14 protein-coding genes and 2 pseudogenes are annotated in these 18,010 nt (G+C 70.7%); 6 read left to right on the top strand and 10 right to left on the bottom strand.

Translation table 11 applies throughout. The features are described 5' to 3' along the window. Positions 1-297: 297 nt before the first annotated feature. The gene (locus BMY40_RS07255) at positions 298-921 is read right to left on the bottom strand and encodes a uridine kinase family protein (protein ID WP_245769911.1); all 624 of its coding nucleotides are present in this window, start codon (positions 919-921) and stop codon (positions 298-300) included. A gap of 215 nt (positions 922-1,136) precedes the next feature. Between BMY40_RS07255 and BMY40_RS07250 the strand changes: the two genes are divergently transcribed. Next, positions 1,137-2,549: a peptidase C39 family protein gene (locus BMY40_RS07250; RefSeq protein ID WP_093656606.1), complete on the top strand. Its 1,413-nt coding sequence runs from the start codon at positions 1,137-1,139 to the stop codon at positions 2,547-2,549. Here the strand turns inward: BMY40_RS07250 and BMY40_RS07245 are convergent. The 3 genes and pseudogenes from BMY40_RS07245 to BMY40_RS27975 all read right to left on the bottom strand — a co-directional run. Continuing rightward, positions 2,513-3,628, bottom strand: a complete 1,116-nt coding sequence (locus BMY40_RS07245) for a tyrosine-type recombinase/integrase (protein WP_093656604.1) — start codon at positions 3,626-3,628, stop codon at positions 2,513-2,515. The genes BMY40_RS07250 and BMY40_RS07245 overlap by 37 nt on opposite strands. A 149-nt stretch (positions 3,629-3,777) precedes the next feature. Continuing rightward, on the bottom strand, positions 3,778-4,629 hold the full coding sequence (locus tag BMY40_RS07240; RefSeq protein WP_281250746.1) for a restriction endonuclease: 852 nt from the start codon (positions 4,627-4,629) through the stop codon (positions 3,778-3,780). A gap of 142 nt (positions 4,630-4,771) precedes the next feature. Continuing rightward, positions 4,772-5,000 (bottom strand): annotated as a pseudogene (locus BMY40_RS27975) (transposase family protein); the annotation flags it as partial. A gap of 309 nt (positions 5,001-5,309) precedes the next feature. Between BMY40_RS27975 and BMY40_RS07235 the strand changes: the two are divergent. Both BMY40_RS07235 and BMY40_RS27970 read left to right on the top strand, forming a co-directional pair. Then, positions 5,310-5,600 (top strand): annotated as a pseudogene (locus BMY40_RS07235) (transposase); the annotation flags it as partial. 130 nt (positions 5,601-5,730) lie between these two features. Beyond that, entirely contained in the window at positions 5,731-6,129 is a 399-nt protein-coding gene (locus tag BMY40_RS27970) for a hypothetical protein (protein WP_177213878.1), read from the top strand. A gap of 105 nt (positions 6,130-6,234) precedes the next feature. Here BMY40_RS27970 and BMY40_RS07230 read toward each other — a convergent pair whose 3' ends face one another. Both BMY40_RS07230 and BMY40_RS27460 read right to left on the bottom strand, forming a co-directional pair. Beyond that, positions 6,235-7,239, bottom strand: a complete 1,005-nt coding sequence (locus BMY40_RS07230) for a helix-turn-helix domain-containing protein (RefSeq protein ID WP_093656603.1) — start codon at positions 7,237-7,239, stop codon at positions 6,235-6,237. 343 nt (positions 7,240-7,582) lie between these two features. Then, positions 7,583-7,768, bottom strand: coding sequence for a nucleoside triphosphate pyrophosphohydrolase family protein (locus BMY40_RS27460; protein ID WP_107436745.1), 186 nt, complete (start codon positions 7,766-7,768; stop codon positions 7,583-7,585). Positions 7,769-8,030: 262 nt separating this feature from the next. Between BMY40_RS27460 and BMY40_RS07220 the strand changes: the two genes are divergently transcribed. Then, positions 8,031-9,584, top strand: a complete 1,554-nt coding sequence (locus BMY40_RS07220; protein ID WP_093656601.1) for a glycoside hydrolase family 43 protein — start codon at positions 8,031-8,033, stop codon at positions 9,582-9,584. 117 nt (positions 9,585-9,701) lie between these two features. Then, a complete protein-coding gene (locus tag BMY40_RS07215) occupies positions 9,702-10,760 on the top strand; it encodes a LacI family DNA-binding transcriptional regulator (RefSeq protein WP_093656599.1) in 1,059 nt (352 codons plus the stop codon). A 49-nt stretch (positions 10,761-10,809) separates the two neighbouring features. Here BMY40_RS07215 and BMY40_RS07210 read toward each other — a convergent pair whose 3' ends face one another. From BMY40_RS07210 to BMY40_RS07195, 4 genes are all read right to left on the bottom strand, one after another. Beyond that, the gene (locus BMY40_RS07210; RefSeq protein ID WP_093656598.1) at positions 10,810-12,582 is read right to left on the bottom strand and encodes a CocE/NonD family hydrolase; all 1,773 of its coding nucleotides are present in this window, start codon (positions 12,580-12,582) and stop codon (positions 10,810-10,812) included. A gap of 150 nt (positions 12,583-12,732) precedes the next feature. Then, positions 12,733-13,635, bottom strand: coding sequence for a carbohydrate ABC transporter permease (locus tag BMY40_RS07205; RefSeq protein WP_093656596.1), 903 nt, complete (start codon positions 13,633-13,635; stop codon positions 12,733-12,735). After that, on the bottom strand, positions 13,635-14,657 hold the full coding sequence (locus BMY40_RS07200) for a carbohydrate ABC transporter permease (RefSeq protein WP_093656594.1): 1,023 nt from the start codon (positions 14,655-14,657) through the stop codon (positions 13,635-13,637). Before BMY40_RS07200 ends, BMY40_RS07205 begins: the two co-directional genes overlap by 1 nt. A gap of 10 nt (positions 14,658-14,667) precedes the next feature. After that, complete coding sequence (locus BMY40_RS07195; RefSeq protein WP_245769908.1) at positions 14,668-15,957, bottom strand: extracellular solute-binding protein; 1,290 nt, start codon at positions 15,955-15,957, stop codon at positions 14,668-14,670. Between the two features lie 341 nt (positions 15,958-16,298). Here BMY40_RS07195 and BMY40_RS07190 point away from each other — a divergent pair, with 341 nt between their 5' ends. Then, positions 16,299-17,846, top strand: coding sequence for a GH39 family glycosyl hydrolase (locus tag BMY40_RS07190; protein ID WP_093656590.1), 1,548 nt, complete (start codon positions 16,299-16,301; stop codon positions 17,844-17,846). Positions 17,847-18,010: the final 164 nt, after the last annotated feature.

The following is an 18,010-nucleotide window of genomic DNA, read 5'->3' as shown; positions in this document are numbered from 1 at the left end:
GTTCCCGTCGTAGACGGCGTATGGGCAGGCCGGAGGGCGCGGGGGAGGCCCCGGCGGGCCGACGGCTCCCGCCCGGTGGCGGACGGTGACGGACGGTGAGAACGCGCCGGAGCCGTCCGGGCGGAACCCGGACAGGACGAAGCCCCCGATCACGGGGGAACAACCGGGGGCTTCGTGCGGGAACGGCCTGTCAGGCCGTTCAGGGAGAACGTAGAACCAGGAACCGGGGCCGGTCAAGCCGGTGCGGGACGGAACATACGGACCGGTACGGTGAGGACGCGTACCGCTGACCCGGCGTCACCCACCGTGATCCGCAACGGGCTTCCCCCCGTCCCCTCGCGGCCCCGGAAACACCAGGTACCCCCGCGCGCACCGCCGTACCAGGAGATCGGCGTGGGGGAGGGTGGGGTCGGCGGCGAAGTGCCGCTCCTCCGCGCGCTCCCAGCCGTCCCAGAAGCCCGCGAGTTCCGGCCCGTCCCTGTGCCGCCCCCGGGCCCAGGCCTCCTCGCGCGGCACTTCCAGCCATACGACACAGGCCAGCTGGGGGCGCAGGGCGCGGCGCCCCGCGCCGACCCCCTCCACCAGCACCACCGGCGCGGGCGGCAGCGTACGCTCCCCGCCGAACACCCGGTGCTCCCAGTCGTACACCCCGTACCGGGCCGGCTCCCCGCGCGAGAGGGGGGCGGCCACCTGCTCCAGAAAACAGTCCGTCCACTCGAACAGGGCGTCATGACTTGCCAGATCGTCCAGATGGAGCACCGGCGCCCCGCCCAGCCGGGCCGCCAGACGCCCGGCCAGCGTGCTCTTGCCGGACCCGGCGTGCCCGTCGACCGCCACCAGCCGCACCGGACCGCACGACGGCGGCAGGGCGCGCAGCCGCCGGACGAGGCCGGCCAGACCGGAACGGGCACGGGAGATCACCGCTCCAGCGTACGGCCGACCGGGTAACGCCACTGGTCGACACCAATGTTTTCGGGTGCACGAGGGACCGCAGCACTGGCCCCGAAGATCCGGCGGCGGCAAGATGTGGACACTCCGCGGTGCGTCCGCGGTACCACCGCCGCCGTATCGGCGCAGCACCCACGCGCGGCACCGCACGCGCACCGACTCACGGAAGGACCGGGGTACCCACCGCCATGACCGACAGCAGACCGGCCACCCGCCGCACCGTACTCGCCGCCGCCGTCGCCACCGCCGCAGCGGCCGTCGCCTCCCAGACCGCGCTCTCCCCGGCCGCCGCCTCGCCGCTCCCGGCCTCCCCGTCCGCACCCGGGACGGGCCCGGGCGGCGCACGGACCGGCGCGCGGACCGGCTCCACGGTGGACTACCGCGCCTGGACCTCCGCCGCCGACTGGCGCTCCGGCACCGGGCAGGGCACCCGCGTGGCGACCGGCCACCGCCCCGGCATCGCCATCGCCGCCCCCGCGGGCACCACCGACTACACCGACCCGCACACCCGGCGCACCGCCGCCTGGGAGTACGCCGTGTGGACCTCGCCCGTCCACCGCCTGCCGGTGCCCGCGAGCGAACTCGTCGCCTCCTGGAACGCCCACACCCCGGCCGGCACCTGGATCCGGATCGAGATGCGGGGCACGTACACCGACGGCACCGACACCCCCTGGTACACCCTGGGCGTCTGGGCCTCCGGCGACGAGGACATCCGCCGCACCTCCGTGGACGACCAGGGCGACGGCAAGTCCAGCGTCTGGACCGACACCTTCGCCGTCGACGACACCTCCACCGGCCTGCGCCTGGCCTCCTACCGGCTGCGCGCCACCCTCCACCGCGCCCCCGGCACCGACGCCACCCCCGTGGTCTGGCGCCTGGGCGCCATGGGCTCCGACGTCCCCGACCGCTTCGAGGTCCCGGCCTCCGCGCCGGGTGTGGCCGCGGGCATCGAACTGGACGTCCCGCGCTACTCGCAGAACACCCACATCGGCCAGTACCCGGAGTACGACAACGGCGGCGAGGCGTGGTGCAGCCCCACCTCCTCGCAGATGATCATCGAGTACTGGGGCCGCAAGCCCACCGCCGAGGACCTGTCCTGGGTCAACCCCGAGTACGCCGACCCCCAGGTCTGCCACGCCGCCCGCTTCACCTACGACTACCAGTACTCCGGCTGCGGCAACTGGCCGTTCAACACCGCCTACGCGGCCACCTACCGCGACATGCAGGGCATCGTGACCCGCCTGGACTCCCTCGCGGACGCCGAGAGCCTGATCCGAGCCGGCATCCCCCTGATCACCTCCCAGTCCTTCATGGAGTCCGAACTCGACGGCGCGGGCTACGGCACCGCGGGCCACCTGATGACCGTCATCGGCTTCACGAAGGACGGCGACGTCATCGCCAACGACCCGGCCAGCGACAGCAACGAGGCCGTCCGCCACGTCTACAAGCGCCGGCAGTTCGAGAACATCTGGCTGCGCACCAAGCGCTACAACGAGAAAGGCCAGGTCAGAAGCGGTACGGGAGGCATCTGCTACATCCTCTTCCCGGCCAAGCCAGCACCGAGTCAGCACCGCGCGCTACGCGCGCTCGGCATCCGCTGACCCGCCACCGTCGAAGACGGCCCCGAGCACCTGACGGCAGCGCTCGCTGCCGTCAGGTGCTCGGGGCCGTAGCGGTCCGCCGTGACCCTGATGGAGGCGTGCCCCATCCACCGCGACACCTCGTGGAGGGGAACACCGTTACTCAGGGTCACGGTGGCCCACTTGTGCCGCAGGTCGTGCGGGTTGTATTCCCGGATTCCCAGCCGCCGGATCGCACGGTCCCACGACTTGCGGAACAGATCCGGATAGGGCATTCCGCCGTCGTTGTTCCGGACGGGCAGCCGGTCGATGACGGGATTCAGTTTCCCGGGAGCCGGTATATCGCGCCACTCGCCCTCCTTCCGGTGTTTGAGAGGCGCATAACGGGCTGCGTACTTACCCGAAGCCCCCTTCGCACGTATCACCTGCCGACGCAGCCGTAAGACCCCACCGGAGATGTCCTCGGGAAACACCCCGAGGGATTCCCCGATCCGCACTCCGCAGCAGGCCATGAGCCAGACAGCGGGCTCCAGTCGGGGGCCGATTTCCTCCGCGAGAGCGGCTATCTCCTCAAGGCTGGGAAGGCTGCGCTCGTCCACCCGCAGCACGGGGCTGTCCAGCTTCTCGGCCTCCCTCACGGGATTGGCAGGGATCCTGCGGTGCCGCACCGCGTGCGAGAACAGCCCGGACAGGACGATGCGGCGGGACTGGATCGTGCTGAGCGCCGTCCCTGCCTGCCGCCACCGCGCGTACAGGCCCTCCACATCCGCCGCGGTGACCTGGGCCAGTGTCCTGCGGCCCAGGTGGGGGAGGATGTGGAGCCGCAGGATGCGCTCGTAGGCCTCCGCGGTGCCCGGAGCCATGCTCTTCGACTCCAGCCACTCCTGCGCGTGCTGGCGCAGGGACACCTTCCCGGCGTCCGGGTCGATGTAGAGGTTCTCCCGCTTGTCGTTCTCCACCTTCGCGGCGAAGGCGAGGGCCTCCTTCTTCCGCTCGAAGGCCTTCTCGCGCTGCCGCGCCGTCCTGCCTCCGGGCTCCCGGTAGCGCACCCGCCACCGTTTGCCGCCGTATCCCGGCCCTTTGTCGATGATCTGCGCCAAAACCTCACCTTCCGGGCGTTCTGCTTCCGCAGGGAAATCCTGCGGAGGCGCGGTACGCCGTGGTGAGTGATGCTATGGATCCTCCCGGCCGCGCCAAATCGACACAAAGGCGGGGAAACTGGCTGCGGCCATGAGTTGGCAGGCGGCTTCTACGGCTTGGGAAAACCCTGCTCCAACCATTGCTGCACAGCTACTGGAGTGGTGTGGCCGTGCTGGCACAGGGCATCGACGATGTCCCGGCCGCACACGAGGGCAATGGGGTGGCCGTCCTCACGGACCTCTTCCTGTACTTGCCTGTGGAAGTACGAGGTCGTGATGAGGACCCCGAAGGTGCGATGCCGCAGGCGGGAGATGAGGCGTGAGACTTCCCTGACCCCGACGGAGTTCGAGGTTGCGTAGCACTTTGCTTCCAGCGCGAAGTCGATGGAAATAGGGCTCGCCTCCGGGCCGAGGACGTACTCGCCGACTGCATCGCGCCCTCCGTCGCGGCTGGGACGGGTGAGGTCGCAGGCACCGGTCCTGGGCGCCATCAGCCGCCAGACAGCGATCGCGCACTCCTCGAAGTCATGTTCCCTGCCGCGGAAGTGAGCTCGGACCGCCTCTAGGATGGCCTGGCCTTCGGGGCCATCGGGGAGTTGGTCCGCCTTGGACCTGATGACGGTGGTGGAAGGCGCGAGCAGGGGGTTGTAGGCGCGACCCACGACCCAGGTGCCCCATGCCGGAGGGCAGCCGCCTTCAAGCGGGTGCCCTCCCTCCAGGACGTGCTGGAGCCAAGTACGGGAGACCCTGGCATGATCCAGCACCGTGAAACGGGCTCGGTAGTTCTGGAAGCGGCGGCCGCCGGTGGTCCGCCAGATGGCCACCAGTTCGTCGTCGGGCGCCATGTTGGGCCCGCCGGGGGCCAGAAGGCCGCGGAAGCGCACAGCGCGGCCAGCACCACCCTGCCTTCTCGAACAGAAGGAAAGGCGGCACGCCTGCGGCGCGTTCGGCGGCGGTGCCATGCGAAGCTGCGAAGGCGTCCCTCAGCAGTATGTTGCCTCCGCGGGGAGTGCCGTGCAGGTCCCGGCCCGGAGTCCTCTATCGCCGTAGTAGGTGAAGGTACCGGTCTGCGTGTCCAGGTGGTTCGGCCAGTCCACCACACCAGCGGTTGTGAGCCCGCTGTCCGGTCGAGAGTTTCCCCCAGCGGCCCCAGTAGGGCACCCGGACGGTGCCGTCGGCGCCCCGATACGTCTTGTCCGCCCAGCAGACCGCGCTGCGGCCCCGGCCAGGGCCGGGAGGCCCAGAGCAGCTTCCCGGACGGGTCGGCGAGAACCTGGACGTTCATGCCGTGCCGCTGGTGCTTGCCCGGGTAGTACGGCCGGTCGGCGGCGATGTCAGTGAAACCTGGGGGCCGGAAGGGCGACGAGAGCCAGAACGCGCTGCAGGCCGTGGGAGAACTCGGAAGCGCCGGATCCGGGCGGAGCCGGAAACCGGCCTCAGCCCCCGGAGGAGGGCGGCAACCGTTCGCTCCGGACAGCCTCTGGTACTTCAGTCTGGTTTCGCGATCCTGCATCGGGGTCCGGCTGGGAACGGGTACGGCCACCGAGTGATCACGGGGGTTGTGCGGACTCCTGAAGATCGTGCGGTGGCCGCAGGCCGTAGCGTGGACCCTGCCCGCCGGCGGGAGGTGTTCGACCAGGCCATGGCCCGGGTTGCGGGACGACTCGGCCGAGTTGAGCCCCGAGTGACTGCCCGCGCCTACCTGCTCGGGATGCTGTCCAAAGCCGAGCGGAAGAACTGCTGGCGGCTGGCCGAACAGGCCGGTCACGCCTGGCCCGGGTCGATGCAGCGCCTGTTGCGCTACGCCCGCCGGGACGCCGACGCCGTCCGCGACGACATTCGCTCCTACGTTGCCGATCACCTTGGCGCCGACGGCGGAGTGCTGATCGTGGACGAGACCGGTTTTGTGAAGAAGGGCCACGCCTCTGCCGGCGAAGTGGACGCCCAACATCTCGTTCTCCCCGATGAACTCGGCTTTTGCGGCCTGCCGCAACAGCATGGCCCGACGCGGCGCCACTCAGCAGAGTGGGTCTCGCCATGCACAACAGTCCTAGGGGGAAAACATGCGGAAGAACCTCAAGACGCTCGCCATGGCCGCCAGCGGTCTTGCTCTGGCACTCGGCGGATCGACGGTGGCTGTCGCCGCTCCGCAGGGCGACGTGAGCACCCAGGTCAGCTGCTACGACGGGGCCTCGTCCTTCTCGAAGGCGTCCGGCCGGCACACGACGAGCGTCTTCAAGACGTCGACCAGGTGCAACGACATCAACCTCAAGATGGGCTCCAGCGGCCGTTACGTGAAGGTGTGCTTCAAGCTCAGCAGTGGCTCCTTCGACTGCCAGAGCGACTACAAGTGGGCCCCTTCGGGCTCCTGGAAGGTGATCGCCACCAACGTCCGCGACTTCCAGGAGTTCGTGTTCTTCTTCCAGACCACCGGCTCCGCGTCGGGCTCATACGCCGCCTGACCGCAACAACCGCACTGACTTGTCGGTACGTAAGGGGCGGGCCCGCCGGTGGACAACCGGCGGGCCCGCTTCATGCTCGTGCCGACGGCGACGAACCGGTGCTGGTCACTCCATCGGGCTCACGGCGCGGAGCAAGGACGCCCCCGCCGGGGTGAGGGTGTGCAGCACGGTCGGGCCGTTCCGGATGGTGGTGATGAGGCCTGCTTCACGCAGCACGGTGGCATGTCTGCTGGCGGAGGATGCCGAGACTCCGGCGGCACGGGCGATCTCGCCGGTCGTGGCACCAGTGGACGCGGTGCGCAAGGCGACCGCTCGGGCGCGCCCGAGCAGGGTGATCAAGGACTTCTCGGGGGCATCGACGCCATGCGGGGCGTCCGGGGGACTCGGCTCGTGGAGGAGCGAGTACCAGAGCACGGGCGGCATTTCCGGGTCGGCGAAGGTGACCGGCTCACCCCAGTTGAAGTACGAAGGGATGAGGGTGAGCCCACGTCCGTTCAGATACAGGTCCCGGTCCCCGACCTGCTTGGGATAGACGGCCTCCAGGACGGGAGGGCGCCAGCGCAGCATCGGCCCGAGTCCCGAGAGCATGCCCTCGACTCCGCCGTCCAGAAGTCCACGGGCACGCGCCGCTCGCTCCGCCTCGATCCGGGCCTGGGCCTGTTCCTCGTACGGGGCGATCACCGCGTCGTGGTACGCCCGCAGCATTCCCACGAACTCCTTGCGCGCCTCCAGCCGGGCCAGATGCCCGGCCCACGCGGGAGCTCCGACGGTCCGGTCGAGGATGGTTACCTCCTCCAGGACCCGTCGCGGAGGCGTGGCCAGAATTGATTCCAGCCCGGCGTCCCAATCACCCACCGAATCAGAGGGCGTTAGAAAATCCGGAAAGTAAGCGGCCCTTGGGTACAAGGGCAGGAAGACGTTCCGCAGGACACGCCCCAACCCCCTCTCCCGCGTCTGCTGCCTTGCCATGCGGTACCACCCGGCGTAGGCCCACCGTCCCCTGCGCGACTGTAATCGTTGCAGACTCGCGGCGACTTCCCAGAGCGGATCAGGCGCGGCGGCAATCCTGACTCTTGCCAGATCTGCATCGCTGAAATGAATGCGGAGCATGTCGTCTCCCGTTCGGCATGGCCGGTTGGGAGATCGTAGGTTGCGGAGGTCAATACGCGATAAACGGGGGTTCAACAGACATGAGGCGCCTGTTTGGCCTCGGTCTTTCGTGGTGGTCTGCCGACGGAGTCGGCAGACCACCACGAAAGACCGAGGCCAGGCGCTGAGCGGCCTGGGACAATCACCCACCCGGATACCTCTTCCTCGCCAGGAGTCACGATGCCGCCTGCCGGCACTCCAGGGACACCGGCCGAACGGCTGCACGCCTTGGACGGTGACCCTCGAGCCGTCGATGACCTGCGCAGCTACTTCGGCACAGGCCCTCACACGGACACCACGCCCCTCACCGGCAGCCGCTTCGAGAGCCGGGCGGGTATGTGCGGATGCCCTTGCGCGGGTTCTGCCCGGCCGTCCCCACCACCGCGTGGGCGGTCTCCCCGACCTCCTCGGACAGCTCCAGGTTCCGCAGCGGCACCTCCCGCTCGGCCTCCCTGGCCTTCCGCAGTCGCTTGGTCCGCGCCCCCGCCACCCTCTCCGCCGCCGCCGCGCCCCGAAGGACGCCGAGAGCACCCGGCTCCGGCCGAGCACATGGCCGAGCACATGGGGCGAGGACGCGGCCCAGGGACAACCGGTCCTCGACCCCGGTATGTCCCTGCGCGCCCGGCCGCACGACCTCACTCTCGCCGGGTGGGGAGCGGACAAGCAGGTCGGCGGGCACGCCCCCGGGTATTCGCGCGGCGCCGTCTAGACTCGCCGCACGGCGCCCGGCGGCTCGGAGGGAGCAGGTTTCCGTGCATACGTACGACAACCCTGTGATCAGTGGGTTCCACCCCGATCCGAGCGTGTGCCGGGTCGGTGACGACTACTACCTGGTGTGCTCCAGCTTCGAGTACTTCCCCGGGCTGCCGCTCTTCCACAGCAGGGACCTCGTGCACTGGGAGCACATCGGCAACGTGCTCGACCGGCCCGGGCAACTGCCGCTGCCCATCCCCGGAGCCAAGGCGTCCGGCGGCCTCTACGCCCCCACGATCCGCCACCACGACGGCCGTTACTGGGTCGTCAACACCAACGTCGACGGCGGCGGCAACTTCGTCGTCTCGGCCGAGCGGCCCGAGGGGCCGTGGAGCGACCCGGTGTGGATCGACCTGCCCGGGATCGACCCCGACCTGGTGTGGGAGGAGGACGGCACCTGCTGGTGCGCCTTCTCCGGGCCCGAAGGCGGCATCAACATGGCCAGGATCGACCCGGCCGAGGGGAAGGTGCTGGAGGGGCCTTTCGCCACGTGGTCGGGCAGCGGCCTCAAGTACCCCGAGGCGCCGCACCTCTACCGCATCGGTGACTGGTGGTACCTGCTGATCGCGGAAGGCGGCACGGAACGCGGCCACAGCGTGTCCATCGCCCGCGGCCGTTCGCCGCGCGGTCCCTGGGAGGGCGCACCCGCCAACCCCCTGCTGTCCCACAGCGGTACCGCCCGTTCCATCCAGAACACCGGCCACGCCGACCTTGTGCAGGCCCCCGACGGCAGTTGGTGGATGGTGCTGCTCGGCGTCCGCCCCCGCGGCTTCACACCCGACGTGCACGTGCTCGGCCGCGAGACGTTCCTGACCCCCGTGGAGTGGGACGAGGACGGCTGGCCCGTCGTCGCGCCCGTTCCCGAGAGCCACGCGGCCCCGGGCGGCGCCTGGCATCCCGTTCCGGCCCCGCCCGCACGCGACGACTTCGACAGTGCCGCTCTCGCGCCGCACTGGGTCTCGCCGTTCGCCCGCCCGGACGAGTCCTGGTCGCTCACCGAGCGCCCCGGCCGGCTGGTCCTCCACGCCACCGGCCCCACCCTCGACCGCCCCGGCTACACCTTCGTCGGCCGCCGGCAGCAGCACCACGACTGCCGCGTCAGCGTCGCGATCGACCCGGGCACGGGACGCGGCGGCCTCTGTGTGCGCCTGGACGAGGCCCACCACTACGAGGTGGAGGTCGGGGACGGGGAGGCCGGCGTCGTCGCCCGGATCGGTCCGCTGCGCCAGACCGTGGCCGCCCGGCCGGTCCCGGCCGGGCCGCTGACCCTCGCCGTGACGATCCGGACGTCCGGCCTCGTGCCCGCGTCGCCCGAACTCACCGACGGCGGGACCACGGGCCCCGACACCGTCGCCTTCTGGCTCGGCGACCCCGACGCCCCGGACGCCCGGCCGCTGGCCGAACTGGACGGGCGCTACCTGTCCACCGAGGTCGCCTGCGGCTTCACCGGCCGTGTGATCGGCATGTATGCCACCGAGGGCACGGTCGCCTTCGACTGGTTCGAGTACGTCCCGGCCCCGGCCTCGACCCCGCCCCCGGCGCCCTCCGCGTGACGCTCGGCGCGCGGCCGCGTGCGGCCCCCGAGCCCGCCGCCGGTCCGGCCAGCCTGCGGTACCGCCGGTGCCGCCCCGGAGCCCTGGAGGGCTTCCCCGCCGGTTAATCTGTCCCCCATGCCCCCTCGACCCGTCGGAACGCGCCCCACACTGTCCCTGGTGGCCAAGACCGCCGGTACGAGCGTGCCCACCGTCTCCAAGGTGCTGCGGGGCGGAACCGACGTCTCGGCCGAGACGCGCGCGAGGGTCATGGAAGCCGTGCAAGCCGTCGGCTACACCCGCCGGGCCGGGTCCAAGGGCGAAGGCGCGCGGGACGAGAGCGGCCTGTCCAGCGTGCTCGACCTCGTGGTCACCCACTTCGAGGGGTCGTGGGCGAATCTGCTGATAGCCGGGGTCGGGCGGGAGGCGGCGGCAGCGGGGCTCGATGTCGTGCTGACGCTCGCCGAGCCGCACAGCGACTGGGTGTCGCGGGTCCTGAGGAGGCGCAGCGTCGGCACGATCGGGACGCTGATCGATCCCAACTCCCGGCAGTTCAGCGCGATCTCCGCCGCGGGTGTCCCCGTGGTGCTGATCGACCCGATGAGCACACCGCCGTCAGGGGTGGCGAGCATCGGCGTGGCGAACTGGGACGGCGGCCGCATGGCCGCCGAGCACCTGCTGTCTCTCGGCCACGTGCGGATGGGGGTCGTCGCCGGCCACGCCCGCCATCTCTTCAGCCGGGCGCGCGTCGACGGTTTCCGTGCGGCAGCCGACACGGCGACCGCCGGCAGTGCCACGGTGTCCGTGGTCCACGGCGGATGGAACCGCGCCAAGGCGGCGACCGCCACCCACACCCTGCTCGACGGCGACCCGGGGATCACGGGGATCTTCGCCTGCTCGGACTCCATGGCACTCGGCATCTACGACGCACTGGACGCCCGGGGCCTGCGGATCCCCGGGGACGTCAGTGTCATCGGCTTCGACGACCTGCCCGAGGCGCAGTACATCACCCCCGGGCTGACGACCGTCAGACAGCCCAGTACCGAGTTGGGCGCCGCGGCGGTCAAGCTCCTGCTCGAGCTCTCCCGGAGCGAGGACGGCGGCACCCGGTCCCCCGCCCGCATGGAGCTGGCCACCGAGCTGGTCGTCCGTGCCTCCACCGGGCCCGCCTCGGCGGCCGCGGCGCCACGCCGGTGACGCGCCGGTGACGCGCCGATGAGCGGGCAGGCGTGTGTCCCGGCCGGTCTCATCGCGGCGCTGCCGTCACAACCCGCAGGACGAGGCGGCTCGGACGGGCGGCGCCGTGACGGATCGTGTACTCCGCGGCGGTGGGCGCCGCGGTCCGCCCGGCCGGCCCGGGCTCGAAGACATTGCGTCCGACGTCCCAGCGGGGTGACGAACTCGGTGCGATGTCGACCCGCACCCGGTGGCCCGGCAGGAACGTGTGCGCCGTCGACCAGAGGTCCACGACGAACTCCTGGTCCCGGCCCGGCTCGACCGGCCGCCTGTCGCCCAGGCCCGTGACCGGGTCGACGAACCGCGCCGACCCCCGCTGCACGCCGTCGGCGATGACGAGGCTGCTGCCGTCCGGGTGTTCGTCGCACAGCCGCACGACCACGTCCGCGTCCGTTCCCGTGGTCGCGAGGTGGACGACGGCGTGAACCGCGCCCATCACGGTGAGTTCCTCGGCGAGCGGCGCGGTGCGCCACGAGACCACGTCCTGCCGCGACTCGATCGCCGCCTGGTCGGCGGGCCCCGCCTCGAACGGTGCGAAGAGGAGTACCGCACCGCCGCGCGTCGGCACCGGGGACGCCGGATCGCTGGTGAGCCGCCGTTCACCGCTCCCGGTCGGCTCGGCCGCGAGTGACCCCCCGGAGCCCAGGTACAGCTCGAGCGTCCGCGTGCCGCGCGGGGGGAACTCCTCAAGCTCGACCCACCGGTTCGAGCCCATCAGGAACACGCGCACCGGCGGCGTGTCCGCCGTGCCCGAGCGAAGGGCGGCGTCGAACCACCGCACGTGCCGCTCGGTGAGGTCCCCACCGCCGCCGAGGTCGTCGGCGGACGCGCCCGGCCCGAAATCCACCCCGGCCGTCCGGCCCGACATGTCGCCGTGCGACCAGGGGCCGACGAGAAGACGGGGCACCGGCCCGCCGGCTTCCCTCGCGCGGTGCAGCAGGCGCCGGTATATCTCCAGAGTCGACCCGAGAAAGACGTCGAACCACCCGCCGGTCAGGAAGACCGGGACGTCGATCGCGTCGATCCGGTCGACGATCTTCCCGGCGCGGTGGTGCGCCGACCCGAGTGGCTCCCGCAACCGGTCCAGACCCCACACGACGATCGACTCGGCGTCCGGGCCGGAGTGCAGAGCACCGGCCCGGAACGCGTCCCCGGTCGCGATCGCACGCTCGGTCGCCTCCCACCGCTTCCGCTCGGCCTCCCGTTCGCCGGCGGAGCCGATGCGCGCGATCAGGTCCGGGGCGATCGCGTAGTGCGTCCACGCGAGGGTGCTCCCGATCTCCGGCACCCCGCCGCGGAACCGGAAACCGTCGAGCGCCGACATCGCCGGCGTCATGGCGGGAGCGATCGCCCGCAGAGCGGGAGCGCCTCCCAGAAGAGCGCTGAACTGGGTCTCCGAGGCGTAGGACGCGCCCCACATTCCGACGGCGCCGGTGCATTCGGGAAGTGCCGCGAGCCAGGCCACGGCGTCGGCGCCGTCGGCCACCTCCTGTGCGCAGGGGTCGAAAACGCCTTCGGAGCCGAAGCGCCCCCGCACGTCCTGGAGCGCGACGAGGTAGCCGGCGGCGACGAGGCGCCCGACGTCGAGCATCCCGTCGTGTTCCTCACGGGTCACGTCATAGGGGTGGCGCGTCAGCAGGGCCGGCCACGGCCCGGTCCCGTGCGGAACCAGCAGGAGGGTCCGAAGCCGCGTTCCGTCGCGCAACGCGCAGGTCACCTCGCGGCGCTCGGCGACCGGGGCAGGCGGTTCGCGGGCCGGATCGCCGTTCCCGGGGAGTGTCATGGCGGTCCTTTCCAGGGGGCGGCAGGGGGCGTGCCGCGGGCCGAGCGATGCCGCCGGCCGGAGGCCCGGCCCCGCCGGAGGCATGGCACCCGCCCCCGCCGGCGTCGTGGTGGGGGCGGTCCGGTCCGGTTCGGGTCCTTGGTGCCGCTTTCAGCCCTTCACGGCGCCGGTGAGGCCGCCGACGATCCGCTTCTCGAAGACCGAGAAGAAGATCAGTGCGGGCAGCATGGCGAGCGAGGTGAACGCGAGGACCTTCGCGGTGTCCGTGGAGTACTGCGAGGAGAACACCTGGACGCCGAGCGGCAGGGTGAAGTTCGCCTGCGAGTTGAGGATGTACAGGGGCAGGATGTAGTTGTTCCAGCTGCCGACGAACCCGAGGATGCCGACGGTGACCACACCGGGCAGCGACAGCGGGACCACCATGCGGAAGAAGAACCCGAGCCGGCTCATGCCGTCGATCGCGGCGGCCTCCTCGATCTCGTTCGGAATGGCCCTGAGGAACGGCACCAGAATGATGACGGTCACCGGCAGGCCGAAGGCGATCTGCGGGACGATCACGCCGAGCAGGTTGTCGACGAGGCCGAGGTCCTTGATGACGAGGTACAGCGGAGTGATCGCGACGACCATCGGGAACATCAGGCCCGCGGCGAACAGGGAGTACATCGCGCCCTTGAGCCTGAAGTCGTAGCGTGCGATCACGAAGCTCACCATCAGGCCGAGGACGACGATGCCGGCGGTGCTGGCGATCGCGACGATGAGGGAGTTGGCGAACTCGCCCCAGAACACCGTCGACTTCAGGACGTCGATGTAGTTGCCGGCCACCCAGGGGTTCGGCAGGGCGGCCGGGTCCGTGGTGATCTGCGAGTTGGTGCGGAAGCCGCCGAGCACCATGTAGAGCACCGGCGCGACGCAGACGCCGACGAAGAGCAGCGCGACGAAGTAGGTGAAGGGGTGCCCCCACTTCCGCGGCCCGTCGCGGCGATCGCGACGGCCGGTGGGCGCCTTCGGCTTCGCCGCGGAGGACGTACGGGTGGTGGCGGTCGTCGCGCCCATCACACGGTCCCTTCGGTGACGGCGCCCCGGAGGTCGCGGCGCAGGACGAAGCGCTGGTAGACCAGCGCGACGATGAGCGAGATCACGAACATCACGACCGCTACGGCGCTGCCGTAGCCGTAGTTGCCCGCGTTGCGGCCCTGGGCGAGCATGTAGATCGCCATGGTCGAGGTGCCCGCGGTGCCCGAGACGTACTGGCCCCAGATGATGTAGACGAGGTCGAACAGCTGCAGCGAGCCGATGATCGACAGGAACGCCCAGATGCGGATCGTCGGCCCCAGCAGCGGCAGTGTGATGCGGCGCTGGATCTGCCAGTAGGAGGCGCCGTCGATCTGCGCGGCCTCGAAGATCTCGTCGGGGATCGACTGCAGGCCGGCGAGCATCAGGATCACCGCGAAGCCGATGTACTTCCACGAGATGATGGCCATCAGCGTCCAGATGGCCAGGTCCGGGTCGGCGATCCAGTCGGCGGCCAGGGAGCCCAGGCCGATCCGGTGCAGCAGGTCGTTGACGGCTCCGTTGCTCTGGAGCATCAGGCTCCAGCCGGTGCCGACGATGACCTCGGAGACGATGTAGGGCACGAAGACCAGGACGCGGATGACCGAGCGGCCGCGGATCCGCTGGTTGAGCAGGAGCGCGAGGACGATCGCCAGCGGGCCCTGGACGACCAGTGAGAGCACCAGGATCAGGCCGTTGTGCCCAAGGACGTCCTGGAACGCGGGGTCGGTGAGGATCAGCTTGTAGTTGTTCAGACCGACCCAGTCGGTGGGCGCCCCGTAGCCCTGCCACCGGTAGAAGCCGTAGTACGCGGCGAGCGCGACCGGGAAGATCACGAACATCAGGAACACGGTGATCGCCGGTGCGGACAGGACCGCGATCTCGATTCGCATCCTGGCACGGCCTCGGCGGTGCGCAGCCGCTCGCGGCGGAGCCGGGGACGCGGACCCGGCCGCGTCCCCGGCTCGAGGCGTGCCCTGCGACTGACGGCCGTCGGCCGTGCCAGTACCCAGGGTGTTGCTCATGTCTGCTTACTCAGCCCTTCTCGGCGGCAGCTTTGACGTCCTTGACGATGTCGGCGGCGGAGCCCTTGCCGGCCATCAGGTTCACGACGGCGATGTTCATGGCGTTGCCGACGTTCTGGCCGTAGACGGTGTCGAGGAACTGCATCGAGTAGGCGGCCTTGTTGAAGGCCTCCAGTGCCGAGATGTTGTAGGACTCGGTGACGACCCCCTGGGCCTCCTTGTTCACCGGGATCGTGTCGAAGGCCTCGGCGTAGGCCTCCTGCTGCTCCTTGGTCACGACGAACCGGAGGAAGCCGAGGGCTTCCTCGGGGGCGTTCCTGGACAGCGAGTACCCGCCGGCGCCGCCCATGATGGCGGTCGGGTCGCCCTTGCCGCCGGGCACGGCGGGGAAGGGGAACCAGCCCAGGTCGGGGAGCGGCTTCTTGTCCGGGGTCAGGTCGGCGATCACACCGGGGTTCCAGTTCCCCATGAGCTCCATGGCCGCCTTGTGGTTGGCGAGCATGCCCGCCGACGATCCGGCGCCCTGCTGCGACGAAGCGGTCAGGAAGCCCTTCTGGAAGGGGTCGGCCTCCAGGAGCGACGCCAGGTCCTCGCCGGCCCTGGTCCAGCACGCGTCGTCGAACGTGAGCGACCTGGCGGCCTCCTGCATGACCTCCTGGCTGCACTCGCGCAGGGCGAGGTTGTAGTACCAGTGCGCGGCCGGCCAGGCGTCCTTGGCGCCGACCGCGATCGGCGCGACATCGATCGCCTTCAGCTTCGCGACGGCGTCCTCGAGCTCGTCCATCGTCGTCGGCGGCGAGGTGATGCCGGCCTTCTCGAACAGGTCCTTGCTGTAGTAGACGCCCTCGGGCTGCGTGTCGAGCGGCATCGCGTAGACCTTGCCGTCGATCGAGACGCCCTCGAGAGCCGCCGTGCCCACGTTCGCCCTGTCGGTGTCGGTCAGGTCCAGCGCCCGGATCTGGCCGGCGTCGACCATGGCCCGCATCTTGCCGCCACCGCGCTGCAGGAAGACGTCGGGCGCGGAGTTCGAGTTGAGCGCGTTCTGCAGCTTGCCGTCGAGGTCCTCGTTCTGGACCGACTGGACCTCGATCGTGACGTCCGGGTGCAGCGCGTGGTACTTCTTCGCGGCGTCCCTCCAGTACTCCGCACCACGCCCTTCCATCGCGTTCGTCCAGAGGGTGAGCGTGACCTTGCCGTCGGACGAGATGCCGCTGCCGTCGCCGCCGCCGGCGCAGCCTGCGGCGGCGAGTGCGATGCCCAAGCCGATCGCGGCAGCCTTCACGCTGCGGGTTTTCCTCATCACCGTGGAAACTCCCTGATCTGTCGTCAGTGATCCAACTGCCTTTAGTTTGCGCAAACTAATGGGCCGTCCGCGAAGCGGGAGCTAAGGTGTACAGTCAGAAACGAGCGATAAGCAACCAACAGTTTTCGCAAGTTGTCCAATCGTTACTGACGCGGTCACCGTCGTAGGCGGTCACGAACGGGTGCGGTGACGATCGGAGAAGGGCCCGGTCGCACCCGGCCAGGCCCCCGGCTTCCGGGCCTCGAACCGGAGGACCGGCCTTCATGCCGAACGCCTCCGGCGAGCCTCACCCCGTACCGCACCGCACTGCACCGCACCGCAGCAAAGGAACCCCCACCATGCGGATCGTCGTACCCCGGCAGCCGACGGCCCGGTTCTCCGACGCCTGGCGCCACTGCGTCGGCACGGGCCGGCTCGACCTCGCGCTGCGGCGCGACTACCAGGAGTCGCTCGGCCTCGTCCAGAGGGAGATCGGTTTCCGGCACATCCGGGGGCACGGCCTGCTCAGCGACGGGATGGGCGTCCACCGTCCCTACGACCACGCCGGCGAGCGGCGCGTGCGCCATGTCTTCACATACGTCGACCAGGTCGTGGACGCCTATCTGGAGGCGGGCGTCGCGCCCTTCGTCGAACTCGGCTTCATGCCGTCCGGGCTCGCCTCCGGCGAGGACACCGTGTTCTGGTGGAAGGGCAACATCACCCCTCCCCGCGACGAGAAGGAGTGGGCGGACCTCGTCCGCGCCGTCATCGGGCACCTGGCCGACCGCTACGGCATCGACCAGGTGCGCCGGTGGCCGATCGAGGTGTGGAACGAGCCCAACCTGGCGCCGTTCTGGTCCGCGGGCCAGGACGCCTACCACCGCCTCTACGAGGTGACCTCGCTGGCCGTCAAGGAGGTCGACGCCGAACTCCGGGTCGGCGGACCCTCACTGGCGCCGGGATACGAGGACGAGTGGATCCAGCGCTTCGCCGAGTTCGTCGAGGCCCGCGACCTGCCGATCGACTTCGTGAGCCGCCACGCCTACTCCTCCGGCCCCGTCCGGCCCGTGCCGTTCGGCGCTCACCAGACGCTCATGCCGGCGTCGGCGCTGCTGGAGCAGTTCGGCGCCCCACGGCGGCAGTTGGCGGGCACCGGGCTCGCTGACCTGCCGGTCCACATCACCGAGTTCAACTCCTCGTACCGGCCGGACAACCCCATCCACGACACCGCGTTCCACGCGGCGTACCTCGCGCCGGTACTGGCGAACGGAGGCGACGTAGCGGACTCCTTCTCGTACTGGACGTTCAGCGACGTTTTCGAGGAGGTGGGCGTCCCCACCGCGCCGTTCCACGGCGGCTTCGGGCTGCTGACGCATCGCCAGGTGAAGAAGCCCACCTACCACCTGTACGCGTTCATGGCCGAGATGGGCGAGCAGATGCTCGCCCGGGGCGAGGACCACCTGGTGACGCGGCACGGCGACGGGCGCGTCACCGTACTGGCCTGGGCGCCGGCCGACCCGGCCGGCGGCGAACCCGTCGACGGCCACACCGTCCGGCTGTCCCTGCCCGTCGGCGCCCCGGACGCGCGGGGCTCCGCCTTCGCGCTCCGCCGCTCCGTGAGCGAGGACGCCGGCAACCCCTGGGCCGCCTGGTGCGAGATGGGGCGGCCGCTCGCGCCCGACAACCGCCGGCTCGACGCCCTCCGCGAGGCCGCCGAACCCGCCCGCTCGCACCGGAGCGTGCCCGTCGCCGGCGGGCGCGCCGACGTGGACCTCGTCCTGGGCCGCAACGAGGTGACGCTGCTGGAACTCACCCCGGTTGTCGACGAGACGCCGGAGTGGTGGAACGACGACCGGCTGTTCGGCCTCGGCACCGAGGACTTCGACGCCTCCGCGGACCGGTCGTGAGTGCCCCCGCCACCCACCGGCTCCTGCAGCGGGCCGCCGCCGAAGCCGAAGCCGTGGCCGTGTACGGCTGACGGCACCGCGGTACTGCGGTACCGCGACACCGATCTGATCCGGTCCGCACCCACCGCCGCGTTCCTGCGCGGTCACCGCGCCGGCGTCCGCGA

This window comes from Streptomyces radiopugnans (assembly GCF_900110735.1).
Classification (GTDB): Bacteria; Actinomycetota; Actinomycetes; order Streptomycetales; family Streptomycetaceae; genus Streptomyces; species Streptomyces radiopugnans.
Note: the sequence above shows the minus strand (reverse complement) of the source record. Positions and strands in the feature narration are given on the sequence as shown.